Here is a 26,815-nt window from a genome sequence, read left to right as displayed (position 1 = left end):
CAGGCCAGTGACAGGCTGTTGACGCTTCAGGTTGTTGTTTTGATGCAAGTCGTTTTCCCAAAACGAATGAACAATTTTTGGGCGACGTGCTTTAATCTTGACCAAATCCGCCCGGCGTCGGTGTCGTCAGGATGACGGCGTCACCGGCGTCGAGCACGGTCTGGTCGCAAGCCTTCAGCATCTCGACGCTGCCGTCGTTGCGGCGGATCTTGGTCGAACCGACCTCGCCATCACCGCCGCCATCCAGGCCTTGTGGCGGACGGTTGCGATGCGAGGATAGGATCGCACATTCCATCTTTTCGAGGAAACGGATGGTGCGTTTGGTGCCGTCGCCGGCGCTCCATTTGCCTTTGCCGCCGGATCCCAGGCGGATGTGAAAATCCTCGAGCAAAACGGGAAAGCGCAGTTCCAGCACTTCCGGATCGGTGAGGCGCGAATTGGTCATGTGGGTGTGGACGCCGGAGGTGCCGGCAAAGCCACGGCCGGAATTCATCTGCCCGGCCGGCGAGCCCGAGCAGATCGTCTCGTAATACTGGTATTGCTTGTTGCCGAAGGTCAGGTTGTTCATCGTGCCTTGCGCATTGGCCATCGCGCCCATGGCACCGAACAGCGCGTTGGTGACATGCTGCGAGGTCTCGACATTGCCGGCGACGACGGCGGCGGGGTAGGCGGGCTTCAGCATCGAGCCGTCGGGGATGATGATGTTGATGGGCCGCAGGCAGCCGGCATTCATCGGGATCATGTCCTCGACCATGACGCGGAAGGCATAGAGCACAGCCGCGCGGGCGACGGGTTCGGGCGCATTGAAATTGTTCTTCATCACCGGCGACGTGCCGGTAAAGTCGACGGTCGCCTCGCGCTTTTGTCGGTCGACGGTGATCTTCACCTTGATGACCTGGCCAGTGTCGGTCGGGTATTCATATTCGGACGTGTCGGGCAGCCGCTCCAGCACGCGGCGCACGCTTTCGGCGGCGTTGTCCTGGACATGGCCCATATAGGCTTCGACGACATCGAGGCCGAAATGGGCGACCATCTTGCGCAGTTCCGCCACGCCCTTTTCATTGGCGGCGATCTGCGCCTTGAGGTCGGCGATGTTCTGGTGCGGGTTGCGGGCGGGGTAGGGGTGGTCGGTGAGCAGCGTTTGCAGTTCCGCCTCGCGGAATTTTCCGCGATCGACGACGCGGAAATTGTCGAACAGCACGCCTTCCTCGTCGACCGTTGTGGCAAGCGGGGTCATCGAGCCAGGGGCCGTACCACCAATATCGGCATGATGGCCGCGCGAGGCGACGTAGAACAGGATCTTGGGTGATTGGCCAATCTCCCCCCTTGTGGGGGAGATGCCCGGCAGGGCAGAGGGGGGCGCGACAGAACGAGAGGCTGGCGGGACAGCGCCCCCCTCTGTCGGCTTCGCCGACATCTCCCCCACAAGGGGGGAGATTGGGCGCGCTTCCTCGAACACCGGCGTCACCACGGTGATGTCAGGCAGATGCGTGCCGCCATTGTAGGGTGCGTTCAGCGCAAAGACGTCGCCGGGGTGGATGTCGCCGGAGTTCAGCCGGATGATGGTTTCGACCGAGCGGTCCATCGAGCCCAGATGCACCGGCATGTGCGGCGCATTGGCGACCAGCGCGCCGTGACGGTCGAAGACGGCGCAGGAAAAGTCCAGCCTTTCCTTGATGTTGACGGAATAGGCGGTGTTCTGCAGCGTGACGCCCATCTGCTCGGCGATCGACATGAAGAGGTTGTTGAAGACCTCCAGCATCACCGGATCGGCTTCGGTGCCGAGGGCAGCCGTGCGCACTTTCCGTTCCGTGCGGCGAATGACGACGTGATTGACGTCAGTGATTTCGGCGCGCCAGCCCGGTTCGACGACGATGGTCTGGTTCGGCTCGATGATCAGGGCAGGACCTGGAACCAGATTGGAGGGGCGCAGATTTTCGCGACGATGAATGCCGGCCTCGTGCCATCGGCCTTCGGTGTAGATGCGCCGCGTTCCGGAAGCGCCGGCTTCAACCCTTGCCGGTCCGGCAGGCGCATAGGCCTCGGCCCTGGCCTCGGTAATTTCGCTGCCTTCGACGCCGACGGTCTCGACGATCATCGGCTTGTCGTCATAGACGAAACCGAACTGCGCCTTGTGGGCGACTTCGAAATCGCGCCTGGCCTGGAAGATGGAGTCCTGCTCGAAATTCACCGGCAGCGTCGTATCGGTGCCGTCATAGCGGATGTGCAGCACCGGCTTTGCGGCAACCTTGTCCTGCGCGATGCCTTGCGCCGCGAGTTCGGCGATGACGGCCTTTTTCAACGAGGCAATGAGGCTGCCGATCTCGGTCCTGGACTCTTCGGCAAGCGGCTTGAGCAGCGCTTGCTGGCGCGACGCGAAAACGGACGACAGGCCGATGCCATAGGCCGACAGCAGGCCAGAGAAGGGATGGATCAGCACCGCCTCCATGCCGAGCGCGTCGGCAACCAGGCAGGCATGCTGGCCACCGGCGCCGCCAAAGCAATTCAGGAGATATTCGGTGACGTCATAGCCGCGCTGGACGGAGATTTTTTTGATGGCATTGGCCATGTTCTCGACGGCAATAGTGACAAAGCCTTCGGCGACGGCCTCTGGCGTGCGGCCGTCGCCGATTTCGGTGGCGAGTGCGGCGAATTTTTCGCGCACGGCGGCGACGTCCAGCGGCTGGTCCTGGCCGGGTCCGAAAATCGCCGGGAAGAAATCGGGCTGCAGCTTGCCCAGCATCACATTGGCGTCGGTGACGGCGAGCGGGCCACCGCGTCTATAGGCGGCAGGTCCGGGATTGGCGCCGGCGGAATCCGGCCCGGCGCGGAAGCGGCCGGCTTCGTAATGCAGGATCGAGCCGCCGCCGGCGGCGACGGTATGGATGCGCATCATCGGCGCGCGGATGCGCACGCCGGCAACCTCGGTGTCGAAGGCGCGCTCATACTCGCCGTCATAATGGGCGACGTCGGTGGACGTGCCGCCCATGTCGAAACCGATGACTTTCTCGAAGCCGGCGAGCTTTGCTGTCTCGACCATGCCGACGACGCCGCCGGCTGGACCGGACAACAGCGCATCCTTGCCTTGGAACATGTCGGCTGCGGTAAGCCCGCCGGACGACATCATGAACATCAGGCGAGGGGATTGGCCAATCTCCCCCCTCGTGGGGGAGATGCCCGGCAGGGCAGAGGGGGGCGTGACGGAGTGAGGCGCTGGTGGGACAGCGCCCAGTTCTCCCGCCACCCTTTGCACATAGCGCGACAGGATCGGCGACAGATAGGCATCGACCACGGTGGTGTCGCCGCGGCCGACCAGCTTGATCAGCGGCGAGACCTCATGGCTGACCGAAATCTGCGAAAAGCCGATCTTGCGGCAGACTTTCGCCACAGCCTTTTCGTGGTCGGGGTATTTCCAGGCATGCATGAAGACGATCGCCACCGCATCGATGCCGTCGGCGCGAGCCTGTTCGATGGCAGGGCGGCAGGCTGCGATGTCGAGCAGGCGTTCGACATCGCCATTGGCGCGCACGCGCTCGTTGATCTCGATGACCCGCTCATAGAGCTGTTCGGGAAGGATGATCTCCTTGGCGAAGATGTCGGGCCGCGCCTGATAGGCGATCTTCAGCGCATCGCGAAAGCCCTTGGTGATGAGCAACAGCACGCGGTCGCCCTTGCGCTCCAACAGCGCGTTGGTGGCGACGGTGGTGCCCATCTTGATGTCGCCGATCAGACCGGACGGAATGGCGACGCCGGATTTCAGGCCGAGCAACTCGCGGATTCCGGCTATGGCCGCGTCGGGGTAGGCCTCGGGGTTTTCCGACAGGAGTTTCCTGGGATGCAACCCGCCGTCCGGGTCGCGTCCGATCACGTCGGTGAAGGTGCCGCCGCGATCGATCCAAAAATCCCATTTCTTGTCCACGGCTCGGCTCCGGCATTGCATTTGGTTTCAGACTGTTAGTGCGCCATCGCCCGAGCTGCAATCGCCGCTTGGGATGTTACATATGGAAACGCAACGTTACGAAACTCATGGCCGTCTGATGCATTTCCTCTTTGACCGTTCACCGCAATGTGAGCGCGTGTTGAAGGAGAGATGTCATGAAAAAGCTCATTCTTGCTTCCGTTTCCGCCCTGGCCCTGCTCGGCGTTGCCGCCTGCAGCGACAGCGGCACGGATAACACCACCACCCAGAGCACCAATCCGCCGGCCGCCGAACAGCCGATGCAGCCGGCAAATCCCGATACCCCGAAGCCCGCTGAACCGGCTCCGGCAACACCTGCTCCTGCCGCCCCCGCGCAGTAGCAGCAGTCTCGGTCACTTTGATGTGACGGGAGAGGAGGCCGGCTTCGCGCCGGCCTTCCTGCGTTTAGGGCCACGCCGGGCGGTTTCGTGGGCTATAATCGGCTAATTCCTATGATTTGCGATCTGGCGTGTCGGCTGTTTGCGTAAATCGATCCACCCTGCGGCACTGTCTCAGCTTGATAGCGGTGGCCGGCCGCCCTAATAAGCGCTCATGTCGATTTGGGATCGCCTCGGCGAGTTCATCACCCGCGTTTCTTCTTCAGCCACTTCCGGCGTTGCCGAAGTGGTCGAAGCCGTGCGCACGGTTTTCTCCGGCGACCCGGATCTACGCCGGCGCGTTGCCTTCTCGGTGGCGATGATTGCGCTGTCGGCCAAGATGGCCAAGGCCGATGGTATCGTCACCCAGGACGAGGTGCGCGCCTTCCAGGAAATATTCGAGGTGCCGAGAGAGCAGACCCGCAACGTGGCGCGGCTCTACGATCTGGCCAAGCGCGACGTGGCCGGGTTCGAGACCTATGCCGAGCAGATGGCGCGGATGTGCGGTTCTGGCCATTCGAACTGCGCCATGCTGGAAGACATACTCGACGGGCTGTTCCACATCGCCAAGGCCGATGGGCTGGTGCATGAACGCGAAGGCATTTTCCTGCACCGTATTGCCGAGATTTTCCGCATCGACGAGACGCATTACGAAGCGATCATGGCCAGGCACGTCAATCTCGGCGCCGGCGATCCCTATGTCGTGCTCGGCATCGAGCGCGGCAAGCCGTTCGACGAGGTCAAGAAGCGATATCGCAAGCTGGTCTCCGACAATCATCCCGACCGGCTGATCGCGCGCGGCCTGCCGCAGGAGTTCATCAAGATCGCGACGACCAGGGTCGCGGCGATCAATGCGGCCTACGAGATGATCGAGCGGGGCCTCAGGCACGCATGAGCGGCTTCCTGCCCGACGAGCCAGGCGCCGAGGTCAGGGTATCGCCGAATTTCGGCCAGCGGCGCGAGACGCTCAGGCCCGACATGATCGTGCTGCACTATACCGGCATGGCGACGGGGGCCGGGGCGGAAGCCTGGCTGTGCGATCCGGCGAGCGAGGTTTCCTCGCACTACCTGGTCCACGAAGATGGCCGCATCGTCCAGATGGTGCGCGAAAGCGACCGCGCCTGGCATGCCGGCGCAAGTTCATGGTTCGGGCGCACCGACATCAACTCCTGCTCGGTCGGCATCGAAATCGTCAATCCCGGCCATGCGCTCGGCTATTCGACCTTTCCCAAGAGGCAGATCGAGGCGGTGATTTGCCTCTGCAAAGGGATAATCGGGCGGCATTCCATCGCGGCTCAACGCGTGCTCGCCCATTCCGACATCGCGCCGGGGCGCAAGATCGACCCAGGCGAAAAATTCCCCTGGAAGGCGCTGTTTGCGGCCGGGGTCGGCCATCTCGTGCCTGCGTCGTCGATCCGGCGCGGCCCGGTGCTGAAAGCCGGCGATACCGGCGCCGAGGTCGAGGCGCTGCAGTCGATGCTGGCGCTCTACGGCTATGGCGTGGAGATATCCGGTGTCTTCGACCGCCAAACCGAAATCGTCGTCGAAGCGTTTCAGCGGCATTTCCGGCCACGGCTGGTGGATGGCATCGCTGACGGTTCGACGATCCGCACGCTGCAAAGCCTGCTGACTTCCCATAGGGCAGTCTCGTCCAAATAGTCTATCCCAGGTTCTTTAAGTTACAGCCTGTCACTCAAAGTGAATTGCCTCGCCTTGTTCGACACCAATTCCGCCCTCAAAGGCAGTTCGTGCAAGTTATCAGGCCTTCATCCCCCCGGAAGTCCCGATATTGATTAGGCGTTGCTGCGTGAAGATCTTCGCGCGGCCCAGACAGAACAGGACCACATGCAGAAATTGACCGTTGTAACGGCAGCTATTGCTGCCGGCGTGATGACTTTTGCCTTCAGCGCGGCCGATGCCGCACCACTGAGCCAGAGGGCAGACCAGGGCTTCTTCACCGCACCCGCCAAAACCGCCCCCGCCAAAACCGCCCCCGCCAAAACCGCCATGACGAAAGCGAACCCAAAAGCAAAAAGGGCAACCACCGCAAAAGTGCAGAAAGCAGCGGTGGTGAAGGCCAGAAAAGCGACGGCCAAAAGGCATTTGAAGCGCGGCAGGAAAAGCGTCGACCTGACGACGACCGCGTCGATCGGTCCAAGCACCGCAGCGGAATCGACGGCGGCAGCCGCCCTCGGCGGCCAATATTCGGCGATCATTGCCCGCTATGCGGCGGCCGAAGGCGTGCCGGTGTCGCTGGCCAAGGCAGTCATCAAGATCGAGAGCAACTACCGGCCGAATATCGTCGGCAGCGCGGGCGAAATCGGCCTGATGCAGATCAAGCCGGCCACGGCGCGGATGATGGGCTATAGCGGCTCGACCAAGGGTCTGTTCAATCCCGACACCAACATCAAATACGGCATGAAGTATCTCGCCATGGCGCGCAACCTCGGCGGCGGCACGACCTGCGGCACCATCCTGAAATACAATGCCGGCCATGCCGCGACGCGGATGAACCCGGTGTCGGCCGCCTATTGCGGCAAGGTCAAGGTGCAGATGGCAGCCCTTGGATCTCCGGCATAAGTCTGCTTTTTCATTTGCGTTTTCGCACGTGAACCCCTTTATACGCTCTGCCAGCTGGCCGGGCGGCCGCACCCGCAAAGCCGAAAGGCTGCGGGTGAGGAAAGTCCGGGCTCCATGGGAACACGGTGCCGGTTAATGGCCGGCGGGGGCGACCCCAGGGAAAGTGCCACAGAAAGCAAACCGCCACGATTTATCGGGGCAAGGGTGAAAGGGTGGGGTAAGAGCCCACCGCGCGACTGGCAACAGGAGCGGCACGGTAAACCCCACCGGGAGCAAGACCGAATAGGGACGGTGCGAGGGGAAACCTTCGAGGGCTGTTTCCGGCCCACCGTCCGGGTAGGTTGCGTGAGGCGCATGGCAACATGCGCCCAAGATGAATGGCCGCCACGTTCTCGTCCCGCAAGGGGCGAGGGCCATACAAAACCCGGCTTACAGGCCAGCTGGCAATTCTCCACAATATCGCGATTAATCCTTTGAGATCAGCAGGCTGCGCCTTCGGGCACAGCTGTCGATTCATGTGCTTCAGCAATTGAACCAACCGCGCGGGTGGGCTGAGAGCCATGGCGTTCTTGAAGCTGGTGCGATTAAATCGTACCATACCATCGTGATGGATGGATCAAGGAGCACGTCATGGGTCATGTCGACAAACGCAGCATCACGCTTTCGCCGGAACTGGCGGCGGCGGTCGACGATGTGGTGGCTGCCGGCGAATATGCCTCGGCCAGCGAAGTCATTCGTGACGCGCTCCGGCAATGGAAAGACCGCCGCGACCTGCTCGGCTACACGGTCGAGGAGTTGCGCAAACTGGTGCAGGAAGGGATCGACAGCGGGCCGGGACGGTTTGCGTCGATGGATGAAATCAAGGCAGAAGCACGTAGACGATTGAGAGGCGACGACGCAGCATGAGTTTGCTGCCCATCGTCCGCAATGCGCGCGCAGAAGACGACCTGATCGCGATCTGGCTTCATGTTGCACGCAACAGCGATGCTGCGGCCGATCGGTTGCTCGACCGTATCGACGCCCGCTGGCAGCAACTGGCAACGTATCCACACTCAGGCGCTCCGCGCGACGATATCGCACCTGGCATTCGTCATCTGATCGTCGGCGAATATCTCATTTTGTACCGTGTCGGCGGAGACGCGATCGAGATCGTTCGCGTCTTGCACGGCAGGCGCGATATTGGCGCCGACGACCTGGTCACCTAAACCGCCCGTTCAAGCGCCGATCTTGTCAAGCGATGCCTCGATCGCCAGCCAGAGTTCTTCCACCGGCTCGCAACCCACCGACAGGCGCACGAAGCCTGGCGGAACGGCGTCGCCGCGTTTGGCACGACGTTCGGCGGAGGTGTGGACGCCGCCGAAGGACGTTGCCGCCTGCATCAGTGTGCAATTGTTGATGAAATCCTCGGCCTTGTCCTCGGCGGCGAGTTCGAAGGAGACGAGGAAGCCGAAGCGCTCCATCTGGGCACGGGCGAGATTGTGCGACGGGTCTCCTTCCAGCCCGGGATAGCGCAGGCCGCTCACGGCGCGATGGTTTTTGAGGCGCTTGGCGATCTCCTCAGCGGAACTGCACATGCGGTCGAACCGCACATCCAGCGTCTCCAGGCCGCGATGCACCAGCCAGGCTTCGAACGGGCCGGGAATGCCGCCCGCGGTCTCGCGCCAGCCAGTGACGGCGGCGATGATGTCGGGGTTGCGGCTCGCGACATGGCCGAACAGCACATCGGAATGGCCATTGGCCGCCTTGGTGTCGGCGGCAACGACAATGTCGGCGCCAAGATCGAGCGGCCGCTGGCCGAATGGCGTCATCGTCGTGTTGTCGACGACGACGGTCGCACCCGCCCTGTGGGCAGCCTCGGCGACGGCTGTGATGTCGCAGATGTCCAATCGCGGATTTGACGGGGTCTCCACATAGACAAGGCGATAGCCGTCGAAGCCGCCGTCGAGGAAGGTCGGTGTCGGCCTGAGGTCATAGGCGATGCCGAACGGCTTGAGGAAGCGCTCGGCCAGCGCTCGTGTGGCGTGATAGCCATCGGAGGGCAAAAGGACGCGGTCGCCCGATTTCAGCAGCCCGAAAAACACCGCTGAGATGGCCGCCATTCCTGAGGGGAAGCCGACGCAGGGCGCGTCTTCCAGATGCGCCAGCATGTGCTCGACCGCATCCCAGGTGGCGTTGCTGTAACGGCCATACTGACTGTAGCCGGCGCCATCGCCCGGGTTGTGGAAAATGGCGGCCATGGTCAGAGGCAACGGGATCGGGTCGCCTTTGGCAAGCCCGTCGCGACGCAGATGGGCAAGGGACGCCGCGCGTGACCTGGCTGTTTCGGACATGGATTTTCAAACCTTGTTGCTGAGCGGAAAGACGGGCTGACGCTATGCGCGGCCGCGATGCACGGCAAGCCGCCTCCGGTTGGGCCAAGGCCGCTCTAAACGGTTCGTTAGGCTTAATGGACGATAAAGACGGGAGCGTTGTCAAAGCTGCTCTCACCGGTTGTAGCGCGCGCGTTTGTGAAGCCTGATCCCGTTGACGCCCATAGTGCCCCATGATATCCCATTTCGACACCAAAGCCTTCGTTCCGCGTCAGGGTAAAGCGTACGCCAATCGGGCAGCCGCGGCGGCTGTGCGTTTGCGGGGTTTTGCTGTTGGGACCGAAGCAGATTTTCGGCAGGGGACGCGCCTCTCTGGCGCGGACGAAAACATGGAGAGGGGTGCGGCGGCGGAAGCGGCTGTAGCGTGTCATGGACCGGTTTCTGTCAAGCGCGGTGAACAGGATCGATGCGAAGGGGCGGGTCTCCGTTCCGGCGCATTTCCGCGCGGTCGTGCAGAAGCGCGGCTATTCGGAGCTCTACGCGCTGCGCGGGCTGGATGTCCCGGCGATGGATGTCGGCGGCCTCGATTTGCTCGACCGCTACGAGCAGCGCATCGCGCTGGAGGACCCCTTTTTGCAGGCGGCGGACGACATGTCGTTCTTCTGCCATGGCGACGGGACGTTCCTGAAACTCGACCAGGACGGCCGCATCACGATGAGCGATTTCATTCGCGAGCATACGGGCATCACGAGCGAAGTGGCCTTTGTCGGCCGCGGCAATTTCTTTCAAGTTTGGGAACCGGGGCGGCTTGCCGCCTATGGAGCGCAGGCGCGCGCCCGGCTTTTGCAGCTTCGGCAGGGGACGAAGCCTGGGGAGCGACCGGAATGATGGCGGATCACGGCGATGATATCAGCGCCGTTGGCGGATCGGTCCGCCACATTCCGGTCCTCCTTGCCGAAGTGCTGGAAGCGCTCTCGCCCAAAGCCGGCGATGTGATCGTCGACGGCACGTTCGGCGCGGGTGGCTACACCAAAGCGATCCTGGCAAGCGGCGCCTCGGTGGTGGCGATCGATCGCGATCCGGACGCCATTGCCGCTGGACGCAGCCTGGAACAGCAATCCGCCGGCAGGCTGAGGCTGGTGCAGGCGCCGTTCTCGACGCTGGACGAGCACGTCGAAAGCGCAGACGGCGTTGTGCTCGATATCGGTATTTCCTCCATGCAGGTCGACCAGGCCGAGCGCGGTTTCTCGTTCCGCGCCGATGGGCCGCTCGACATGCGCATGGCACAGGCCGGCTTGAGCGCCGCCGATGTCGTCAATTCGTTCAAGATTGGCGATCTCGCCCGCATCTTCGGCTTCCTTGGCGAGGAGCGCAACGCCGGTCGCATCGCCCGCATGATCGAGAGCCGTCGCGAAAAACGTCCGTTCGAGCGCACGCTCGACCTCGCCGACGCCATCGAGACACATATCGGCCGCGCACCGAAGGACAAGATTCACCCGGCTACCCGCGTCTTCCAGGCGCTGCGCATCTTCGTCAATGACGAGCTGGGCGAACTGGCCAAGGCCCTGGTGGCGTCCGAGCGCGTGCTGAAACCCGGCGGGCGGCTTGCCGTGGTGACGTTCCATTCGCTGGAAGACCGCATCGTCAAGCGCTTCATCGCCGATCGCGCCGACGCGGTGACCGGCTCGCGCCATATGCCCGAGGCGCATGCACGTACAGCAACCTTCCGCAAGGCCGGTGGCGGCGCCACGCCCGGCGACGCCGAAATATCAGCCAATCCACGCGCACGCTCGGCCAGACTGCGCGCTGCGATCCGCACCGAGGCGCCGGCGCGCGCCGGCGATCTTTCGATTTTCGGCCTTCCAAAACTTCCCGGCATCCAGGCGCCGCGAGAGAGGTGAACAATTGTTTCGAACCAGCGACATAGTCCTGATCGCCGTCATGGTCTCGGCCGCGGCCCTGACCTACAAGGCCAAGCGCGAGGCCGAGGAACAATTGGCTTCGGTGCAGAAGATCGAGGCGCAGATCCGCTATGAGGAGGACACGATCGACCTGCTCAAGGCCGACTGGAGCCTGCTGACCCAGCCGTCGCGCCTGCAAAAGCTGGCTGAAACCTACAAATCGCAGCTCGCACTCGAGCCGGTCAACGCGCGACAGATCGTCGGTCTCGACGATCTTCCGGCAAAACCGCTCAACATCGAGGACCTGTCGTCGCAGCGGCTTGGCGGCATGGCCGACAATTCCAGCAAAGGACCAGCCGACGGCAAGGATCCCGTGGTGACCGGAGCCATCGTCCAATGATCGCCAAACTTCCATCGATCGGCAAATTGCTGAAGCGCCGCGCAAGGACCGGTGAGGACGGCTCGATCGTCGTCGAAGGCGCGCGCAAGGCGACCGGCGGCAAGGCCAAGACCCGCATCATCATGACGATGGCGGTGTTCTTCGGCATCTATTCGACCATCGCCGGGCGGCTGGTTTATCTCGGTTTCCAGTCCCCCGACATGTCGGGCGGGCCGCAAAGCCGGGTGACGGCGTCGCGTCCCGACATCGTCGACCGCAACGGCGAAGTGCTGGCGACCGACATCAAGACGGCATCGCTGTTTGCCGAGCCGCGCCGCATCGTCGATGCCGACGAGGCGATCGAAAAGCTGTCGACCATTCTGCCTGACATCGACCCCGAGCAGACCTACCACAAGCTCAAGAGCGGCGCCGGCTTCGTCTGGCTGCAGCGGCAGCTGACGCCCAAGCAGCAGGCCGACATCATGCAGCTCGGCATTCCCGGTATCGGCTTTCGCACCGAAAAGCGCCGCTTCTATCCGGCCGGCGTGACCTCGTCCTACATTGTCGGCCTCACCAACATCGACAATCAGGGCATCTCCGGCATGGAGAAATATATCGACGAGCAGGGGCTGAGCGACCTCCAGGCCTCGGGCCTGGCGGTGGCAAAGGACCTGAAGCCGGTGCAGCTCTCGATCGATCTGCGCGTCCAGCATGTGGTGCGCGACGAGATTGCCGCCGGCCTGGAGCGCTATCGCGCCATGGGCGCCGGCGCCGTCGTGCTCAACATCAAGACCGGCGAAGTGGTGGCGATGGCCTCGGTGCCGGATTTCGATCCGAACAATCCCTTTAATGCACAGGACAAGGACCGCCTGAACCGGATGTCGGCCGGCCTCTATGAGATGGGCTCTACGTTCAAGAGCTTTACCTCGGCAATGGCGCTCGATTCCGGCAAGGCTAACATGAACAGCCGTTTCGACGCGTCACACCCGATCCGTGTCGGCCATCAGGCCATCCACGATTTCCATGGCAAGAACCGCGTGTTGTCATTGCCGGAGGTGTTCCTTTACTCCTCCAACATCGGATCGGCCCGTGAGGCCGAAATGGTCGGCATCGAGGGGCACCGCGAATTCCTGCATCGCCTTGGCCTTTTGGACAGGATGCAGACCGAACTGCCTGAAGTCGCGCGCCCGACCGAACCGAAGGTCTGGAAACAGGTCAACTCCTTCACCATCGCGTTCGGCCATGGCGTGTCGACGACGCCGCTGCAGGCCGCTGTCGGCTGCGCGGCGCTGATGCAGGGCTACCTGATCCCGCCGACTTTCCTGGTCCGCAGCCAGCAGGATGCCATGGCGGTGGCCAAGAGAGTGGTCAGCGAAAAGACGGTGGAGGGCATGCGCTACCTCTACACGCTCAATGCCGAGAAAGGCTCGGCTAGAAACGCCAGGGCCCCCGGCTACCGCGTTGGCGGAAAGACCGGAACGGCCGAGAAGGTCATCAATGGCCGCTACTCGAAGGAATTGAATTTCAACACCTTCGTCGCCGCCTTCCCGATGGACGATCCGCAATATCTGGTGTTTACGATTGCCGACGCGCCGCATCCGGAAAAGCCGGGGATGACCGACGTCGCCGCCAACAATGCGGGGGTTATGGCTGGCAACATCATCAGGCGGGCAGCCGCCATGCTTGGCGTGAAGCCAGATTTCAGCCATGAAAATGGTGCAACGCTGGTTTCCTATCAGTGATTCTTGGGGCGCGCCGGCAACTGCGCGCTATTTTGTTGAGATAAACGGGGTTCGATGCACCTGAGAGATTTAGCCGGTATCCTGCCTGTCGAGGGAACAACATCCCGCGATGTGGAGGTAACCGGGATTTCGTCGGATTCCCGCCAGGTGAGGCCGGGCGTCGTCTTCTTCGCGCTCGCCGGCAGCAAGGCGGATGGTGCTGCCTATGCCGCCGATGCGGCTAAGCGCGGCGCGGCGGCGATCGTTGTGGGCAAAGCCAGTTCCGTTACCGGCCTGTCCGTCCCGCTTCTCACAGTCGAGGACCCGCGCCTGGCGCTGGCGCTGAGTGCAGCACGCTTCTTCGGCAAGCAGCCTGAGACCATGGTCGCGGTGACCGGCACCGCGGGCAAGACTTCGGTCGCCGCCTTCACCAGACAGATCTGGGAGCAGGCCGGCTTTGCCGCCGCTTCGATCGGCACCACCGGCGTGGTGGCGCCGGGCCGCAATGATTATGGCTCGCTGACCACGCCCGATCCTGTGGCTTTGCATCAGTTGCTCAAGGAGTTGGCTGAGGCCGGCGTCACCCACGCCTCGATGGAAGCCTCCAGCCACGGTCTCGACCAGCGTCGCCTCGATGGCGTGAAGCTCGCTGCCGGCGGTTTCACCAATCTCGGCCGCGATCATATGGATTACCATCCGACGGTCGAGGACTACCACCGCGCCAAATTGCGCCTGTTCGATGCGTTGCTGCCGAAAGGCGCGCCGGCCGTCATTTTTGCCGATGATCCTTGGTCAGCGCCGACGATCAAGGCAGCGCAGGCTGCCGGGCTCAAGGTGCTGACGGTCGGCCGCCATGGCGATTTTCTCCGCCTGAAGCGGGTCGAGCACGAGCGCCATCGCCAGCGCGCCGAGGTCGAAGCCGACGGCGTGCTCTACGAGATCGACCTGCCGCTGGCTGGCGACTTCCAGATCGCCAATGCCCTGGTTTCGGCGGGTCTGGCGATTTCCACTGGAACACCAGTCGCCAAGGCTTTGATGGCATTGGAGAAACTCCGGGGGGCTCCGGGCCGGCTCGATCTTGTCGGCGCGACCGCCAATGGCGCGCCGGTCTATGTCGACTATGCCCACAAGCCGGATGCGCTGGAAAATGTGCTGGCCGCCGTGCGCCCATTCACCACCGGCCGCGTCATCGTCGTGTTCGGCTGCGGCGGCGACCGCGACCGTGGAAAAAGGCCGATCATGGGCGAGATTGCCACGCGGCTTGCCGATGTCGTCATCGTCACCGACGACAATCCGCGCTCGGAAGTGCCGGAAACCATCCGTGCCGCGATTTTGGCGGCCGCGCCCGGCGCCATCGAGATCGGCGACCGCCGCAAGGCGATCCACGAAGCGGTCGCCGTGTTGAAGGCCGGCGACACGCTGATCGTTGCCGGCAAGGGCCATGAAGAAGGCCAGACCATCGGCGCCGAGACCTTTCCTTTCTCAGATCATGAGGAAGTCCGCTCTGCGCTGCGGGAGCGGGCCGCATGAGCGTGCTGTGGACCGCCGATGCGCTGGTCGACGCCATGGGCGGACGGCCGCTCGGGCCGATGCCGGAGGGCATATCGGGGATCTCGATCGACAGCCGCAGCCTGCAGCCGGGCGATGCTTTCTTCGCCATCAAGGGCGAGGCGATGGATGGCCATGATTTTGCGACCGCGGCGATCAAGGCCGGCGCCGGCGTGCTGGTTGTCGCCGAAGGCAAACTGCCGTCGCTCGGCCGGCTCACAGCGCCGATGATCGTGGTGCAGGATGTGCTGGCAGCACTGGAAAAACTTGGTGTTGCCGCCCGCGCCCGTTCCAAGGCGAAGATCATCGCGGTGACCGGCTCGGCCGGCAAGACCACCACCAAGGAAGCGTTGCGCCATGTGCTGTCGGCCGTCGGCAAGGTGCATGCCTCGGCGCAGTCGTTCAACAACCATTGGGGCGTGCCGCTGACGCTGGCGCGCATGCCGGACGATTGCGACTATGCCGTGTTCGAGATCGGCATGAACCATCCCGGCGAGATCCGGCCGCTGGTCAAGATGGTCCGGCCGCATGTCGCAATCGTCACGCTGATCGCCGCCGCACATCTCGGCTTCTTCAAAAATCTCGACGAGATCGCCAAGGCCAAGGCCGAGATTTTTGAAGGCATCGAGCCCGGCGGCGCGGCATTGCTCAACCGCGACGATGGGCGCTGGAAGCTGCTCGACAAGATGGCACGCGCGGCCGGCGTCGAACATGTCTTCGGCTTCGGCGAAAACGCCCGCTCGACCTACAAGCTCACCAAATGCGAGCTGCATGCCGATCATTCCGACATCACCGCCAGGATCGGCGGGCAGGATGTGACCGCTCGCATCGGGGCGCCCGGCCGCCACATGGTGCAGAATGTGCTGGCGGTTCTGGGCGCGGCGCATCTGGTTGAAGCCGATATCGGCAAGGCGGCGGAGGCGCTGGCCGATCTGTCGGCCGAACGCGGCCGCGGCAAGCGCCATGTGCTGCGCCACCCCAAGGGCTTAATCACGCTGATCGACGAGAGCTACAACGCCAATCCGGCATCGATGGCTGCTGCCATGGCACTGCTCAATGCGACGCCCGTATCGGGCGAGGGGCGGCGGATTGCCGTGCTCGGCGACATGCTCGAGCTCGGCGACCATTCGGCCAAGCTGCATGCCGCCCTAGCCGAATTGATCGTCGGCACCGGGACGCAGACGGTCTTTCTCGGCGGTCCGGAAATGCAGGCGCTGGCCGATGTGTTGCCCGTCGAGATTGCGACGGAATACCGCCCAGGCGCCGAAGAGTTGAAGCCGCTGCTGTTGTCGGCGCTGAAGGCCGGCGACGTGGTGATGATCAAATCGTCGAAAGGCATCGGCTTTTCAAAACTGGTCGAGGCCTTGCTCGGCAAATATCCGGCGGAAGCCGCAGGCACGAAACAGAACTAGTCCCGGGGGACGGAATCGCATGTTTACATTGCTCGTCGATTTTGCGGACAAGGTCTCGGTCTTCAATGTCTTCCGCTACATAACCTTCCGCACCGGCGGCGCGCTGATCACCTCGGCGCTGATCGTCTTCATCTTCGGGCCGACCATCATCAATTCGCTCAGGCTCAGGCAAGGCAAGGGCCAGCCGATCCGCGCCGACGGGCCGCAGACGCATTTCAAGAAGGCCGGCACGCCGACCATGGGCGGGCTGATGATCCTGTGCGGCATCGTCGGCTCGTCGCTTCTATGGGCGAACCTCTCCTCGATCTATGTCTGGGTGGTGCTGCTGGTGACGCTGGGCTTCGGCTCGATCGGCCTTTACGACGATTATCTCAAGGTGACGAAGCAGTCGCATCTCGGCTTTTCCGGCAAGGCGCGGCTGGCGCTGGAATTCGTTATCGCCGGCATTGCCGCCTGGGTGATCATGCACAATGGCCAGGCGCCGTTCTCGTCGTCGCTGACTTTCCCCTTCGCCAAGGAATTCATCATCAATCTCGGCTGGTTCTTCGTGCCGTTCTCCTGCTTCGTCATTGTCGGCGCCGGCAATGCGGTGAATTTGACCGATGGCCTTGACGGGCTGGCGATCGTGCCGATCATGATCGCGGCGGCGTCCTTCGGCGTCATCGCCTATCTCTCCGGCAATGCGGTCTTCGCCGAATATCTGCAGATCCATTTCGTACCCGGCACCGGCGAGCTGGCTGTCGTGCTCGGCGCTGTCATCGGCGCCGGTCTTGGCTTCCTCTGGTTCAACGCGCCGCCGGCGGCAATCTTCATGGGCGACACCGGTTCGCTGGCCATGGGCGGCCTGATCGGGACCGTCGCGGTCGCCACCAAGCACGAGATCGTGCTGGTCATCGTCGGCGGATTGTTTGTCGTGGAAATCCTGTCGGTCATCATCCAGGTTGGCTACTTCAAGATGACCGGCAAGCGCGTCTTCCTGATGGCGCCGATCCACCATCATTTCGAAAAGCTCGGCTGGACCGAAAGCCAGGTGGTGATCCGCTTCTGGATCATCGCCGTCATCCTGGCGCTGGTCGGCCTGTCGACCCTCAAGCTGAGATAGGAGCCCGCTTGATCCCCGCCATATCCTTTTCGGGCAAACGCGTTTCGCTCTTCGGGCTCGGTGGCTCGGGGATCGCCACGGCGCGCGCGCTGATCGAAGGCGGGGCCGACGTGCTGGCCTGGGACGACAATCCCGATAGCGTCGCCAAGGCCGCGGGCCAGGGCATTGCGACCGCCGATCTGCGTGGCGCCGACTGGGCGAAGTTTTCGGCTTTCGTGCTGTCGCCCGGCGTGCCGCTGACGCATCCGAAACCACACTGGACGGTGGAGCTGGCGCGTGGCGCCGGCGTCGAGGTGATCGGCGACATCGAACTGTTCTGCCGTGAGCGGATCGCGCGCGCGCCGACATCGCCGTTCGTCGCCATCACCGGCACCAACGGCAAGTCGACGACCACGGCGCTGACCGCGCATATCCTGAAATCGGCAGGCCGCGACATGCAGATGGGCGGCAATATCGGCCGCGCCATCATGACGCTCGATCCGCCGCAGGCAGACCGGCACTATGTCGTCGAATGCTCGTCCTATCAGATCGATCTCGCGCCCTCGATCAATCCGACGGCCGGCATCCTGCTCAACTTGACGCCCGACCATCTCGACCGCCACGGTACCATGCAGCATTACGCCGCGATCAAGGAGCGGCTGGTGGCCGGCAGCGAGACGGCGATCGTCGGCGTCGACGATAGCTGGTGCGCGCAGATCGCCGACCGGCTGGAGCGGGCGGGCAGGCAGGTGATCCGCATCTCGAAGCGACTGCCGCTGACCGATGGTTATTTCGCCGACGGCACCGATCTGATGGAAGCCGTGCATGGCCGCTATAGCCGCGTCGCCTTCCTCGAAGGCATCGGTTCGTTGCGTGGCCAGCACAATGCGCAGAACGCGCTTGCGGCTGTCGCCGCCTGCCTCAAGGTGGGCTTAAGCCTCGGCGAGATACAGGCCGGGCTCGAGAGCTTTCCCGGTCTCGCGCATCGCATGGAGCAGGTCGGGCGCAAGGACCACGTGCTGTTTGTCAACGATTCCAAGGCGACCAATGCCGATGCGGCGGCACCCGCTCTGTCGAGCTTCCCGCGCATTTACTGGATCGCCGGCGGGCTGCCCAAGGAAGGCGGCATTGAGCCGCTGCGCGGGTTCTTCCCGCGCATCGCCAAGGCCTATCTGATCGGCGAGGCGGCGCCTGCTTTTTCGGCGACGCTGGGCGAAGCCGTGCCCTATGAAATCTCGGGCACGCTGGCCGCCGCGGTCGACCATGCCGCGAACGACGCCGCCAAGGATGACAGCGGCGAGGCGGTGGTGCTGTTGTCGCCGGCCTGCGCCAGTTTCGACCAGTTCAAGAATTTCGAAGTTCGCGGCGAAGCCTTCAGGCAAGCTGCGAATGCTATAGATGGCGTTAAACCCATCGGAGGGGCACGATAATGCAAAGCCGTCTCGACAAAAGCCCGGTTGCGACCTGGTGGTGGACGATCGATCGCTGGTTTCTGGCGGCGTTCCTGTCGCTGATGGGACTTGGCATCGTCTTGTCCTTCGCGGCAAGCCCGGCGGTGGCCGAACGCATCGGCCTCGACAGTTTCCACTTTGCCACCCGGCAGATCATCTTCACCGTGCCGGCGCTCGGCGTGATGCTGGCCGTGTCCTTCCTGGAGTCGCGGCAGATCCGACGCATGGCGCTGATCATCTTGGGCATCATGCTGGTGCTGATGGTGGCCGTGCTCTACATCGGCGTCGAGGTGAAAGGCGCGCGGCGCTGGGTGTCGTTTGTCGGCATGTCGATCCAGCCGTCGGAATTCCTGAAACCCGCCTTCGTCATCGTCTGCGCCTGGCTGTTCGCCGAACACAAGCGCCAGCCTGACATTCCCGGCAATCTGTTCGCGCTGCTTTTGCTGATCCTGGTCATCTCGCTTTTGGTGGCGCAGCCTGATCTCGGCCAGACCATGCTGGTGACCGGCACCTGGGGCGTCATGTTCTTCATGGCCGGCCTGCCATGGCTGTGGATCATCGCGCTTGGCGCCACTGGCGCCAGCGGCCTGTTTGCCGCGTACACGGTGTTCCCGCACGTCGCCGCCCGCATCGACAAGTTCCTGACCGGCGAAGGCGACACGTTCCAGGTCGATATGGGCCGTGAGGCGCTGATCAACGGCCACTGGTTCGGCGTCGGCCCGGGCGAGGGCACGGTCAAACGCGTCATCCCCGACGCGCATGCCGACTTCGTCTTTTCGGTTGCCGGCGAGGAGTTCGGACTGATCATGTGCTTCTTCATCATGTCGATCTTCGCCTTCATCGTGCTGCGCGGCCTCAATACGGCGCTGAAGGAGCATGACGATTTCACCCGCTATGCCGTCGGCGGGCTGGTCACGGTGTTCGGCCTGCAGTCGGTCATCAACATGTGCGTCAACCTGCAGCTGATGCCGGCTAAGGGCATGACGCTGCCTTTCATCTCCTATGGCGGCTCCTCGCAGATCGCCATTGCCATCTCGATGGGCATGGTGCTGGCGCTGACGCGCAAGCGACCGGAAAAACGCAAGCAGATGGGCTTTGCCCTGTCGCAGCGCGCTTTGCCGGCGGAGTGATATGGCGCGGGGTGTCATTCTTCTCGCGGCGGGCGGAACCGGTGGACATCTGTTTCCGGCCGAGGCGCTGGCGCATGAGCTGATCGAGCGCGGCTGGAGCGTGCATCTGGCGACGGATGACCGCGCCGAGCGCTTTGCCGGCCATTTCCCGGCCGCCGCCATCCATCCGATCCAGTCGGCGACGATGGGCTCGAAAAACCCTGTCGCCTTGGTTGGCGCGTTCTGGAAGATCTGGCGCGGTGTGCGGCAGGCTTCCGCCGTGATCGCCAGGATCAAGCCGGATGCGGTTGTCGGCTTCGGCGGCTATCCGACCTTGCCGCCGCTTTATGCCGCGACACGGCGCAAGGTGCCGACGCTGATCCATGAGCAGAATGCGGTGATGGGCCGCGCCAACCGGGCGCTGTCCGGCCGCGTCGACGCCATTGCCGGCGGCTTCCTGCCGCAAGATGAAAGTGCCGTCGGCGCCAAGACGGTGACAACAGGCAATCCGGTCAGGCCGCCGATCCTGGAGGCGGCAAAGACGCCCTATGTGGCATCGCAAGGCGAGGAGCCGTTCAGGCTGCTGGTGTTCGGCGGCAGCCAGGGTGCACAGTTCTTTTCCGATGCCATGCCGGCGGCGATCGGCTTGCTGCCGGAGGCGCAACGCAAGCGGCTGGTGATCACCCAGCAGGCCCGTGCCGACGACGTGGCGCGGGTGAAGGCTGGCTATGCGGCACTTGGCGTCCATGTCGAGGTCTCGCCCTTCTTCACCGACATGGCGCAGCGCATGGCGACGGCGCATCTGGTGATCTCGCGCTCCGGCGCCTCGACGGTCTCCGAAATCGCCGTCATCGGCCGGCCGGCGCTGCTGGTGCCTTATCCCTATGCGCTGGACCACGACCAGGCGGCGAACGCGGCGGCCCTTGCCGCCGCCGGCGGGGGCGAGGTGCATCCGCAATCGTCGCTGTCGCCGGAGCGCATCGCAGCCCTCATTGGCGGTCTGATGGACAATCCCGAGCGGCTGGCGGCCATGGCTGCCGGCGCAAAGTCAGCCGGCCGGCCGGACGCTGCACGGTTGCTCGCCGATCTCACAGAGGCTATTGCGTCCAGAAAAACCGTTTCGGATTTCAGGAAAGGGACGCATTGATGAAGATGCCGGAGACCATCGGCCTGGTGCATTTCATTGGCATTGGCGGCATCGGCATGAGCGGCATCGCCGAGGTGCTACACAATCTCGGCTATAAGGTGCAGGGTTCAGACCAGGCTGATAGCGCCAATGTGCAGCGGCTGCGCGACAAGGGCATCGAATGCTTCGTCGGCCACAAAGCCGAGAATATCGGCGCTGCCGAAGTGGTGGTCGTGTCGACTGCGATCAAGAAGACCAATCCGGAGCTGAAGGCGGCGCGCGAAAAGCTGCTGCCGATCGTGCGCCGCGCCGAGATGCTGGCCGAATTGATGCGCTTCCGTCAGGCCGTCGCCATCGGCGGCACCCATGGCAAGACGACGACAACTTCGATGGTAGCGACGCTGCTCGATGCCGGCGGGCTCGACCCGACCGTGATCAATGGCGGCATCATCAATGCCTATGGCACCAATGCGCGCATGGGCGACGGCGAATGGATGGTCGTCGAGGCCGACGAAAGCGACGGCACCTTTCTCAAGCTGCCGGCCGAAATCGCCGTCGTCACCAACATCGATCCGGAGCATCTCGACCATTACGGGAGCTTCGACAAGGTGCGCGAGGCTTTTCGCCAGTTCGTCGAGAACGTGCCGTTCTACGGCTTTGGCGTGATGTGCACCGACCATCCGGAGGTGCAGGCGCTGGTCAGCCGCATCGAGGACCGCCGCGTCATCACCTATGGCGAGAATGCCCAGGCCGATGTGCGCTTCACCAACCATCGCATGGCCGGTGCGGCAAGCGAATTCGACGTGGTGATCCGCGACCGCAAGACCGGCAGCCAGACGACGATATCGGATCTGCGTCTGCCGATGCCCGGCCGCCACAACGTCTCCAACGCGACCGCGGCGATCGCGGTCGCGCATGAACTCGGCCTGTCGGCTGAGGCGATCAAGAAGGGACTGTCGTCCTTTGCCGGCGTCAAGCGGCGCTTCACCCACACCGGCTCGTGGAATGGTGTCGAAATCTTCGACGATTACGGCCATCACCCGGTCGAGATCACAGCGGTGCTGAAGGCGGCGCGCAGCGCCACCAAGGGCCGCGTCATTGCCATCGCGCAACCGCACCGCTTTAGCCGACTGCACGATCTGTTCGACGAATTCTCGGTCTGCTTCAACGATGCCGACACGGTGATGCTGGCGCCGGTCTATGCGGCGGGCGAGGAGCCGATCGATGGTGTGACCTCGGAGGCGCTGGTGTCGCGCATCCGCTCCGGCGGTCACCGCGATGCGCGTTATATCGACGGTGCGGTGGCCATCGCCCCCGCCATTCGCGAGTTGGCCAAGCCGGGCGACTTCGTCATCTTCCTCGGCGCCGGCAACATCACCCAATGGGCCTATGCGCTGCCCAAAGAACTCAGCGGTGCGGTCTCGTGATGCGCGGCCAGGACCTGCTCGACAAACTTGGCGACCGGCTTGCCGGCCTGCGCGGACGGCTGACGCCCAACGCCGAGATGGACAAGATCACCTGGTTCCGCGCCGGAGGGTTGGCCGAGGTGCTGTTCCAGCCCGCCGACGAGGAGGATTTGGCGGCGTTCCTGCGCGCGGTGCCGGAAGAGATCCCGCTGACTATCGTCGGGGTCGGCTCCAACCTTCTGGTGCGCGACGGCGGTATTCCGGGTTTCGTCATCAGGCTTTCGGCCAAGGGCTTTGGCGAGGCCGAGGTGGTTTCGCCGATCCGCGTCAAGGCGGGTGCGGCGACGCCAGACAAGCGCGTTGCTGCCGTTGCCTATGAGGCCGGCATTGGCGGCTTTCATTTCTATCACGGCATTCCCGGCGCCATCGGTGGGGCGCTCAGGATGAATGCCGGCGCCAATGGCGTCGAGACGCGCGAGCGCGTCGTCGAGGTGCGGGCGCTCGACCGCAAGGGCAATCTCCATACACTCAGTAGTCAAGACATGGGCTATGCCTATCGCCATTCGGCCGCACCTGCCGGGTTGATCTTCACCTCCGCCATTTTCGAAGGTGCTTTGGAAGACAAGGCGGCGATCAAGGCGGCCATGGACGCCGTCCAGACGCATCGCGAGACGGTGCAGCCGATCCGCGAGAAGACGGGTGGCTCGACCTTCAAGAATCCGGAAGGCACCTCGGCCTGGAAAGAGATCGACAAGGCAGGCTGCCGCGGGTTGATGATCGGCGGCGCGCAGATGTCGCCGATGCACTGCAACTTTATGATCAACACCGGAACCGCGACCGGCTACGATCTCGAATATCTCGGCGAGACGGTGCGCGCCCGTGTGCTTGAAAATTCCGGCATCCGGCTGCAGTGGGAAATCAAGCGCCTCGGCAATTTCCGCCCCGGCCATGCCGTGCAGGAATTCCTCGGGCAGCTGCTCTAGGCATCTTGGCGCATGCTGAAGTTAATGTGATGCTTGAACTTCAAACGGTCTGAAACAACAGCGCGACCGTTGCTCGAAAGACTCACAGCGTGCTTTTTGCCGCCGTTTTCGCGGAAAGTGAATCTGTCGGAATCATAAGCACTTGCCAGCGAATCAACTCTCTGATTCTCTGCCCTAAAGCGTTTCCTGATTTGAGTCGTTCGACGCGTCGACCGCGTTTTCCGTCTGGGGGGCAACCTGCCGGGAGACTCGGACTCAATCTGGCCGCTGAATGCGTGGTTGCGGGCCCGCCGTGAGAGGGGATGACGGGAAATGAAGAACAAGCATGTGGCTGTCCTCCTGGGCGGATTCTCGTCGGAGCGGCCCGTGTCTCTGTCTTCGGGAAAGGCGTGTGCGGATGCGCTTGAGAATGAAGGCTACCAGGTTACCCGCGTCGATGTTGCGCGTGATGTCGGCGCCGTGCTCGCGGAACTCAAGCCCGATGTCGTCTTCAACGCGCTGCACGGCCCGTTCGGTGAAGACGGCACTATCCAGGGCATCCTCGAATATCTCGCCATTCCCTACACCCATTCGGGCGTGCTCGCCTCGGCGCTCGCCATGAACAAGGAGCAGGCCAAGAAGGTTGCCAAGGCTGCCGGCATTGCGGTGGCGGAATCGAAGGTTGCCAGCCGCTTCGCCATCCAGAACAAGCACCCGATGAAGCCACCCTATGTGGTCAAGCCGGTCAATGAAGGCTCGAGCTTYGGCGTCGTCATTGTGCATGAAGGTCAGTCGCATCCGCCGCAGGTCATCGGTTCGTCCGAGTGGAAATACGGCGAGACCGTCATGGTCGAGCGCTACATCCATGGCCGCGAGCTGACCTGCGCCGTCATGGGTGATGTGGCCCTTGGCGTCTGCGAGATCATTCCGACCGGCCATTCCTTCTACGACTACGATTCAAAATACGTCGCCGGCGGATCAAAACACGAAATCCCTGCTAAAATTTCACCGAATATTTACCAAAAAATACAGACACTGGCGCTCAAGGCACATCTGGCCATCGGCTGTCGGGGCGTTTCCCGGTCGGACTTCCGCTATGACGATCGTCACTCCGAAAACGGCGAAATTGTCTGGCTCGAGATCAACACTCAGCCCGGCATGACGCCGACGTCCTTGGTGCCTGAAATCGCCGCCCAAGCGGGGCATTCATTCGGCGATCTGTTGAGTTGGATGGTGGAGGACGCTTCGTGTCTGCGTTGAAATGGGGACAGGACAAGGGCAGGGGCGGCGCCGGGCCGGTGCTGTTCGGCATGCCGTTGTCATTCGACCATTTCGTGCTGCCGCGCGTGCTGCGCCGGCCGGTGCGCGTGCTGGCGCGCCTGGGTGGCGGCGACTTCGTCGCGCCGCGCTTTTCCGCGGCCATCCTGTCCGCTTCGCTCATTGCATCGAGCAGCCTCTATGGCGCCATTCTCGGCGGCCATGCCGACGACATCGTCCAGGGCATCACCGCCCGCACCGGCTTTGCCGTTGACCAGATCAAGGTGGTCGGCAACCGCCAGACCTCGGAGATCGACATACTGGACCGGCTTGAGCTCGATGGCTGGACGTCGCTGATCGGCTTCGATGCCGAGGCAGCGCGTGAACGTATCGACACGCTGCCCTGGGTCGAAGTGGCGGCGGTGCGCAAGGTCTATCCGCATACGCTGGAAGTTCGCGTCGAGGAGCGCGAGCCGTTCGCGCTCTGGCAGCAGGGTTCGGAGCTTTCGGTCATCGAGCGCTCCGGCGCGGTGATCGCGCCGTTCTCGGGCGGCAAGCAGGCCTTGCTGCCGCTGATCATAGGCACCGGCGCGCCGGCCAAGGCGCCCGACTTCGTGGCCAAGATCAAGAAATTTCCCGAGCTCGCGGCGCGGGTCAAAGGCTATATCCGCATCGGCGAACGGCGTTGGGACCTGAAGCTGGAAAACGGCATCACGGTGAAGCTGCCGGAGGACGGCGAAGATCAGGCGATTGCCGATCTGGTCCGCATGGATCATGACAACGGTCTTCTGACACGCGATATCGCTGCCGTCGACATGCGCATCTCCGACCGTCTTGTCGTGCAGCTGACGCCGGAAGCGGCGACGCAGCGCCAGGCCGCGCTCAATGAAAAGCCGCAAAATCTGAAGCGCAAGTCGGGGACGAAGATATGAGCTGGCTTGGCGGCAACAGCGATGCCTCTTCGCGCCGTTCCGGCACGCTCACCGTGCTGGATGTCGGGTCGAGCAAAGTCTGCTGCGTGGTGGCGAAACTGAAGCCGCGCGAGGACGGCAAGCTGTTGCGTGGCCGTTCGCATCGCATCCAGGTGATCGGCATCGGCCATCAGAAGTCGCAGGGCGTGAAGTCGGGCGTGGTCGTCGATCTCGACCGCGCCGAGCACGCCATACGCCTGTCCGTCGACGCCGCCGAGCGCATGGCGGGACTGACGGTGGACTCGTTGATCGTCAACATGACGGCCGGCCGGCTGAAGAGCGAAACCTACTCGGCCACCATCAACCTCGGTGGCCATCAGGCCGACGAGGCCGACATCAAGCGCGTGCTTGCCGCCGGCGCCAAGCAAGCGCTCAAGGCCGAGCGCGACGTGATCCATTCCCTACCGGTTGGCTTTTCGCTCGACGCCGAACGCGGCGTGCGCGATCCGCGCGGCATGGTCGGCGACCAACTCGGCGTCGACATGCACGTGCTGACCGGTGACGCCGCACCGCTGCGCAATCTCGAACTCTGCATCAACCGCTCGCATCTGTCGGTCGAGCGCATGGTGGCGACGCCCTATGCCAGCGGGCTTGCAGCGCTTGTCGACGACGAGCTCGAAATGGGTGCGGCCTGCATCGACATGGGCGGCGGCACGACGACGATCTCGGTGTTTTCGGAAGGCAAGTTCGTCCATGGCGACGCCATCGCCATCGGCGGCAATCACGTGACGCTGGATATGGCCAAGGGCCTGTCGACGTCGCTCGACGCCGCCGAACGGCTGAAGGTCATGCATGGTTCGGCGCTGCCCGGCAGTGCCGACGATCGCGACCTGGTCTCGATCCAGCCGATCGGTGAGGACGGCGAGATGCCGCTGCAGATCCCGCGCTCGGTGATGACGCGCATCATCCGTGCCCGCATCGATGAGACGCTGGAGCTTCTGCGCGACCGGCTGAACAAGTCCGGCTACGGCAATGCCGTGGGAAAACGCGTCGTTCTGACCGGCGGCGCCAGCCAGCTTGCCGGCCTGCCGGAAGCGGCGCGCCGGATTCTGGGACGCAATGTGCGCATCGGCCGTCCGCTCGGCGTGGCCGGCCTGCCGGAAGCCGCCAAGGGGCCGGCTTTCTCGACGGCGGTCGGACTGCTGATCTATCCGCAGATGGCGAGCTTCGAGAGCCATCCGGCGAAAGGAATTTCCGGTCTCAGGATGACCGGAACGGGCGGAAAACTGCATCGCATGAGTCAGTGGTTGAGAGACAGTTTCTAATT

General features: G+C 63.4%; 23 protein-coding genes and 1 other RNA gene. 22 read left to right on the top strand and 2 right to left on the bottom strand.

The window, feature by feature from the left end; all coding sequences use genetic code 11:
- Positions 1 to 91: 91 nt before the first annotated feature.
- Positions 92 to 3,919, bottom strand: coding sequence for a hydantoinase B/oxoprolinase family protein (locus tag AC1DYO_RS07500; RefSeq protein ID WP_477261805.1), 3,828 nt, complete (start codon positions 3,917 to 3,919; stop codon positions 92 to 94).
- A 176-nt stretch (positions 3,920 to 4,095) separates the two neighbouring features.
- Here AC1DYO_RS07500 and AC1DYO_RS07495 point away from each other — a divergent pair, with 176 nt between their 5' ends.
- The 7 genes from AC1DYO_RS07495 (at position 4,096) to AC1DYO_RS07465 (ending at position 8,120) form a co-directional block, all read left to right on the top strand.
- On the top strand, positions 4,096 to 4,299 hold the full coding sequence (locus AC1DYO_RS07495; protein ID WP_181055739.1) for a hypothetical protein: 204 nt from the start codon (positions 4,096 to 4,098) through the stop codon (positions 4,297 to 4,299).
- A 211-nt stretch (positions 4,300 to 4,510) separates the two neighbouring features.
- Entirely contained in the window at positions 4,511 to 5,230 is a 720-nt protein-coding gene (locus AC1DYO_RS07490) for a TerB family tellurite resistance protein (RefSeq protein WP_477261803.1), read from the top strand.
- Complete coding sequence (locus AC1DYO_RS07485) at positions 5,227 to 5,994, top strand: peptidoglycan recognition protein family protein (protein ID WP_477261801.1); 768 nt, start codon at positions 5,227 to 5,229, stop codon at positions 5,992 to 5,994. The genes AC1DYO_RS07490 and AC1DYO_RS07485 overlap by 4 nt, the downstream gene beginning before the upstream one ends.
- Before the next feature lie 186 nt (positions 5,995 to 6,180).
- The gene (locus AC1DYO_RS07480) at positions 6,181 to 6,915 is read left to right on the top strand and encodes a lytic transglycosylase domain-containing protein (protein WP_477261799.1); all 735 of its coding nucleotides are present in this window, start codon (positions 6,181 to 6,183) and stop codon (positions 6,913 to 6,915) included.
- 50 nt (positions 6,916 to 6,965) lie between these two features.
- An RNA gene (gene rnpB, locus AC1DYO_RS07475) (RNase P RNA component class A) lies at positions 6,966 to 7,363 on the top strand.
- A 182-nt stretch (positions 7,364 to 7,545) separates the two neighbouring features.
- A complete protein-coding gene (locus AC1DYO_RS07470; protein ID WP_477231952.1) occupies positions 7,546 to 7,821 on the top strand; it encodes a type II toxin-antitoxin system ParD family antitoxin in 276 nt (91 codons plus the stop codon).
- Positions 7,818 to 8,120: a type II toxin-antitoxin system RelE/ParE family toxin gene (locus tag AC1DYO_RS07465; protein ID WP_477261797.1), complete on the top strand. Its 303-nt coding sequence runs from the start codon at positions 7,818 to 7,820 to the stop codon at positions 8,118 to 8,120. Before AC1DYO_RS07470 ends, AC1DYO_RS07465 begins: the two co-directional genes overlap by 4 nt.
- A gap of 9 nt (positions 8,121 to 8,129) precedes the next feature.
- On the opposite strand, the gene AC1DYO_RS07460 is transcribed toward AC1DYO_RS07465, so the two are convergent.
- Positions 8,130 to 9,245 (bottom strand): cystathionine gamma-lyase, encoded by a 1,116-nt coding sequence (locus tag AC1DYO_RS07460; RefSeq protein WP_477261795.1) that lies wholly within the window; start codon positions 9,243 to 9,245, stop codon positions 8,130 to 8,132.
- A 408-nt stretch (positions 9,246 to 9,653) separates the two neighbouring features.
- Here AC1DYO_RS07460 and mraZ point away from each other — a divergent pair, with 408 nt between their 5' ends.
- The 15 genes from mraZ (at position 9,654) to ftsA (ending at position 26,813) form a co-directional block, all read left to right on the top strand.
- Entirely contained in the window at positions 9,654 to 10,112 is a 459-nt protein-coding gene (mraZ, locus tag AC1DYO_RS07455) for a division/cell wall cluster transcriptional repressor MraZ (RefSeq protein ID WP_477261793.1), read from the top strand.
- Entirely contained in the window at positions 10,109 to 11,125 is a 1,017-nt protein-coding gene (rsmH, locus tag AC1DYO_RS07450) for a 16S rRNA (cytosine(1402)-N(4))-methyltransferase RsmH (RefSeq protein WP_477261792.1), read from the top strand. Before mraZ ends, rsmH begins: the two co-directional genes overlap by 4 nt.
- Positions 11,126 to 11,129: 4 nt before the next feature.
- On the top strand, positions 11,130 to 11,525 hold the full coding sequence (ftsL, locus tag AC1DYO_RS07445) for a cell division protein FtsL (protein WP_477261790.1): 396 nt from the start codon (positions 11,130 to 11,132) through the stop codon (positions 11,523 to 11,525).
- The gene (locus tag AC1DYO_RS07440; RefSeq protein ID WP_477261788.1) at positions 11,522 to 13,246 is read left to right on the top strand and encodes a peptidoglycan D,D-transpeptidase FtsI family protein; all 1,725 of its coding nucleotides are present in this window, start codon (positions 11,522 to 11,524) and stop codon (positions 13,244 to 13,246) included. The genes ftsL and AC1DYO_RS07440 overlap by 4 nt, the downstream gene beginning before the upstream one ends.
- Positions 13,247 to 13,300: 54 nt before the next feature.
- Positions 13,301 to 14,755 carry a UDP-N-acetylmuramoyl-L-alanyl-D-glutamate--2,6-diaminopimelate ligase gene (locus tag AC1DYO_RS07435; RefSeq protein WP_477261786.1) on the top strand — a complete coding sequence of 485 codons (1,455 nt, stop codon included), beginning with the start codon at positions 13,301 to 13,303 and terminating at the stop codon, positions 14,753 to 14,755.
- The gene (locus tag AC1DYO_RS07430) at positions 14,752 to 16,185 is read left to right on the top strand and encodes a UDP-N-acetylmuramoylalanyl-D-glutamyl-2,6-diaminopimelate--D-alanyl-D-alanine ligase (protein WP_477261784.1); all 1,434 of its coding nucleotides are present in this window, start codon (positions 14,752 to 14,754) and stop codon (positions 16,183 to 16,185) included. The genes AC1DYO_RS07435 and AC1DYO_RS07430 overlap by 4 nt, the downstream gene beginning before the upstream one ends.
- Before the next feature lie 19 nt (positions 16,186 to 16,204).
- The gene (gene mraY / locus AC1DYO_RS07425) at positions 16,205 to 17,287 is read left to right on the top strand and encodes a phospho-N-acetylmuramoyl-pentapeptide-transferase (protein ID WP_477261782.1); all 1,083 of its coding nucleotides are present in this window, start codon (positions 16,205 to 16,207) and stop codon (positions 17,285 to 17,287) included.
- Positions 17,288 to 17,295: 8 nt separating this feature from the next.
- On the top strand, positions 17,296 to 18,696 hold the full coding sequence (gene murD / locus AC1DYO_RS07420; RefSeq protein ID WP_477261780.1) for a UDP-N-acetylmuramoyl-L-alanine--D-glutamate ligase: 1,401 nt from the start codon (positions 17,296 to 17,298) through the stop codon (positions 18,694 to 18,696).
- Complete coding sequence (ftsW, locus tag AC1DYO_RS07415; protein ID WP_181055754.1) at positions 18,696 to 19,847, top strand: putative lipid II flippase FtsW; 1,152 nt, start codon at positions 18,696 to 18,698, stop codon at positions 19,845 to 19,847. Before murD ends, ftsW begins: the two co-directional genes overlap by 1 nt.
- A gap of 1 nt (position 19,848) precedes the next feature.
- Positions 19,849 to 20,973, top strand: a complete 1,125-nt coding sequence (murG, locus tag AC1DYO_RS07410) for an undecaprenyldiphospho-muramoylpentapeptide beta-N-acetylglucosaminyltransferase (protein ID WP_477261778.1) — start codon at positions 19,849 to 19,851, stop codon at positions 20,971 to 20,973.
- Entirely contained in the window at positions 20,973 to 22,379 is a 1,407-nt protein-coding gene (gene murC / locus AC1DYO_RS07405; RefSeq protein WP_477261776.1) for a UDP-N-acetylmuramate--L-alanine ligase, read from the top strand. The genes murG and murC overlap by 1 nt, the downstream gene beginning before the upstream one ends.
- Positions 22,376 to 23,341 (top strand): UDP-N-acetylmuramate dehydrogenase, encoded by a 966-nt coding sequence (gene murB, locus AC1DYO_RS07400; RefSeq protein WP_477261774.1) that lies wholly within the window; start codon positions 22,376 to 22,378, stop codon positions 23,339 to 23,341. The genes murC and murB overlap by 4 nt, the downstream gene beginning before the upstream one ends.
- Positions 23,342 to 23,653: 312 nt before the next feature.
- On the top strand, positions 23,654 to 24,580 hold the full coding sequence (locus AC1DYO_RS07395) for a D-alanine--D-alanine ligase (protein ID WP_181055758.1): 927 nt from the start codon (positions 23,654 to 23,656) through the stop codon (positions 24,578 to 24,580).
- Entirely contained in the window at positions 24,568 to 25,509 is a 942-nt protein-coding gene (locus AC1DYO_RS07390; RefSeq protein ID WP_477261772.1) for a cell division protein FtsQ/DivIB, read from the top strand. Before AC1DYO_RS07395 ends, AC1DYO_RS07390 begins: the two co-directional genes overlap by 13 nt.
- Positions 25,506 to 26,813 carry a cell division protein FtsA gene (ftsA, locus tag AC1DYO_RS07385; RefSeq protein ID WP_477261770.1) on the top strand — a complete coding sequence of 436 codons (1,308 nt, stop codon included), beginning with the start codon at positions 25,506 to 25,508 and terminating at the stop codon, positions 26,811 to 26,813. The genes AC1DYO_RS07390 and ftsA overlap by 4 nt, the downstream gene beginning before the upstream one ends.
- Positions 26,814 to 26,815: the final 2 nt, after the last annotated feature.

This window comes from Mesorhizobium sp. P2_F5 (assembly GCF_056403715.1).
This window is presented reverse-complemented; position numbering and strand designations above follow the sequence as displayed.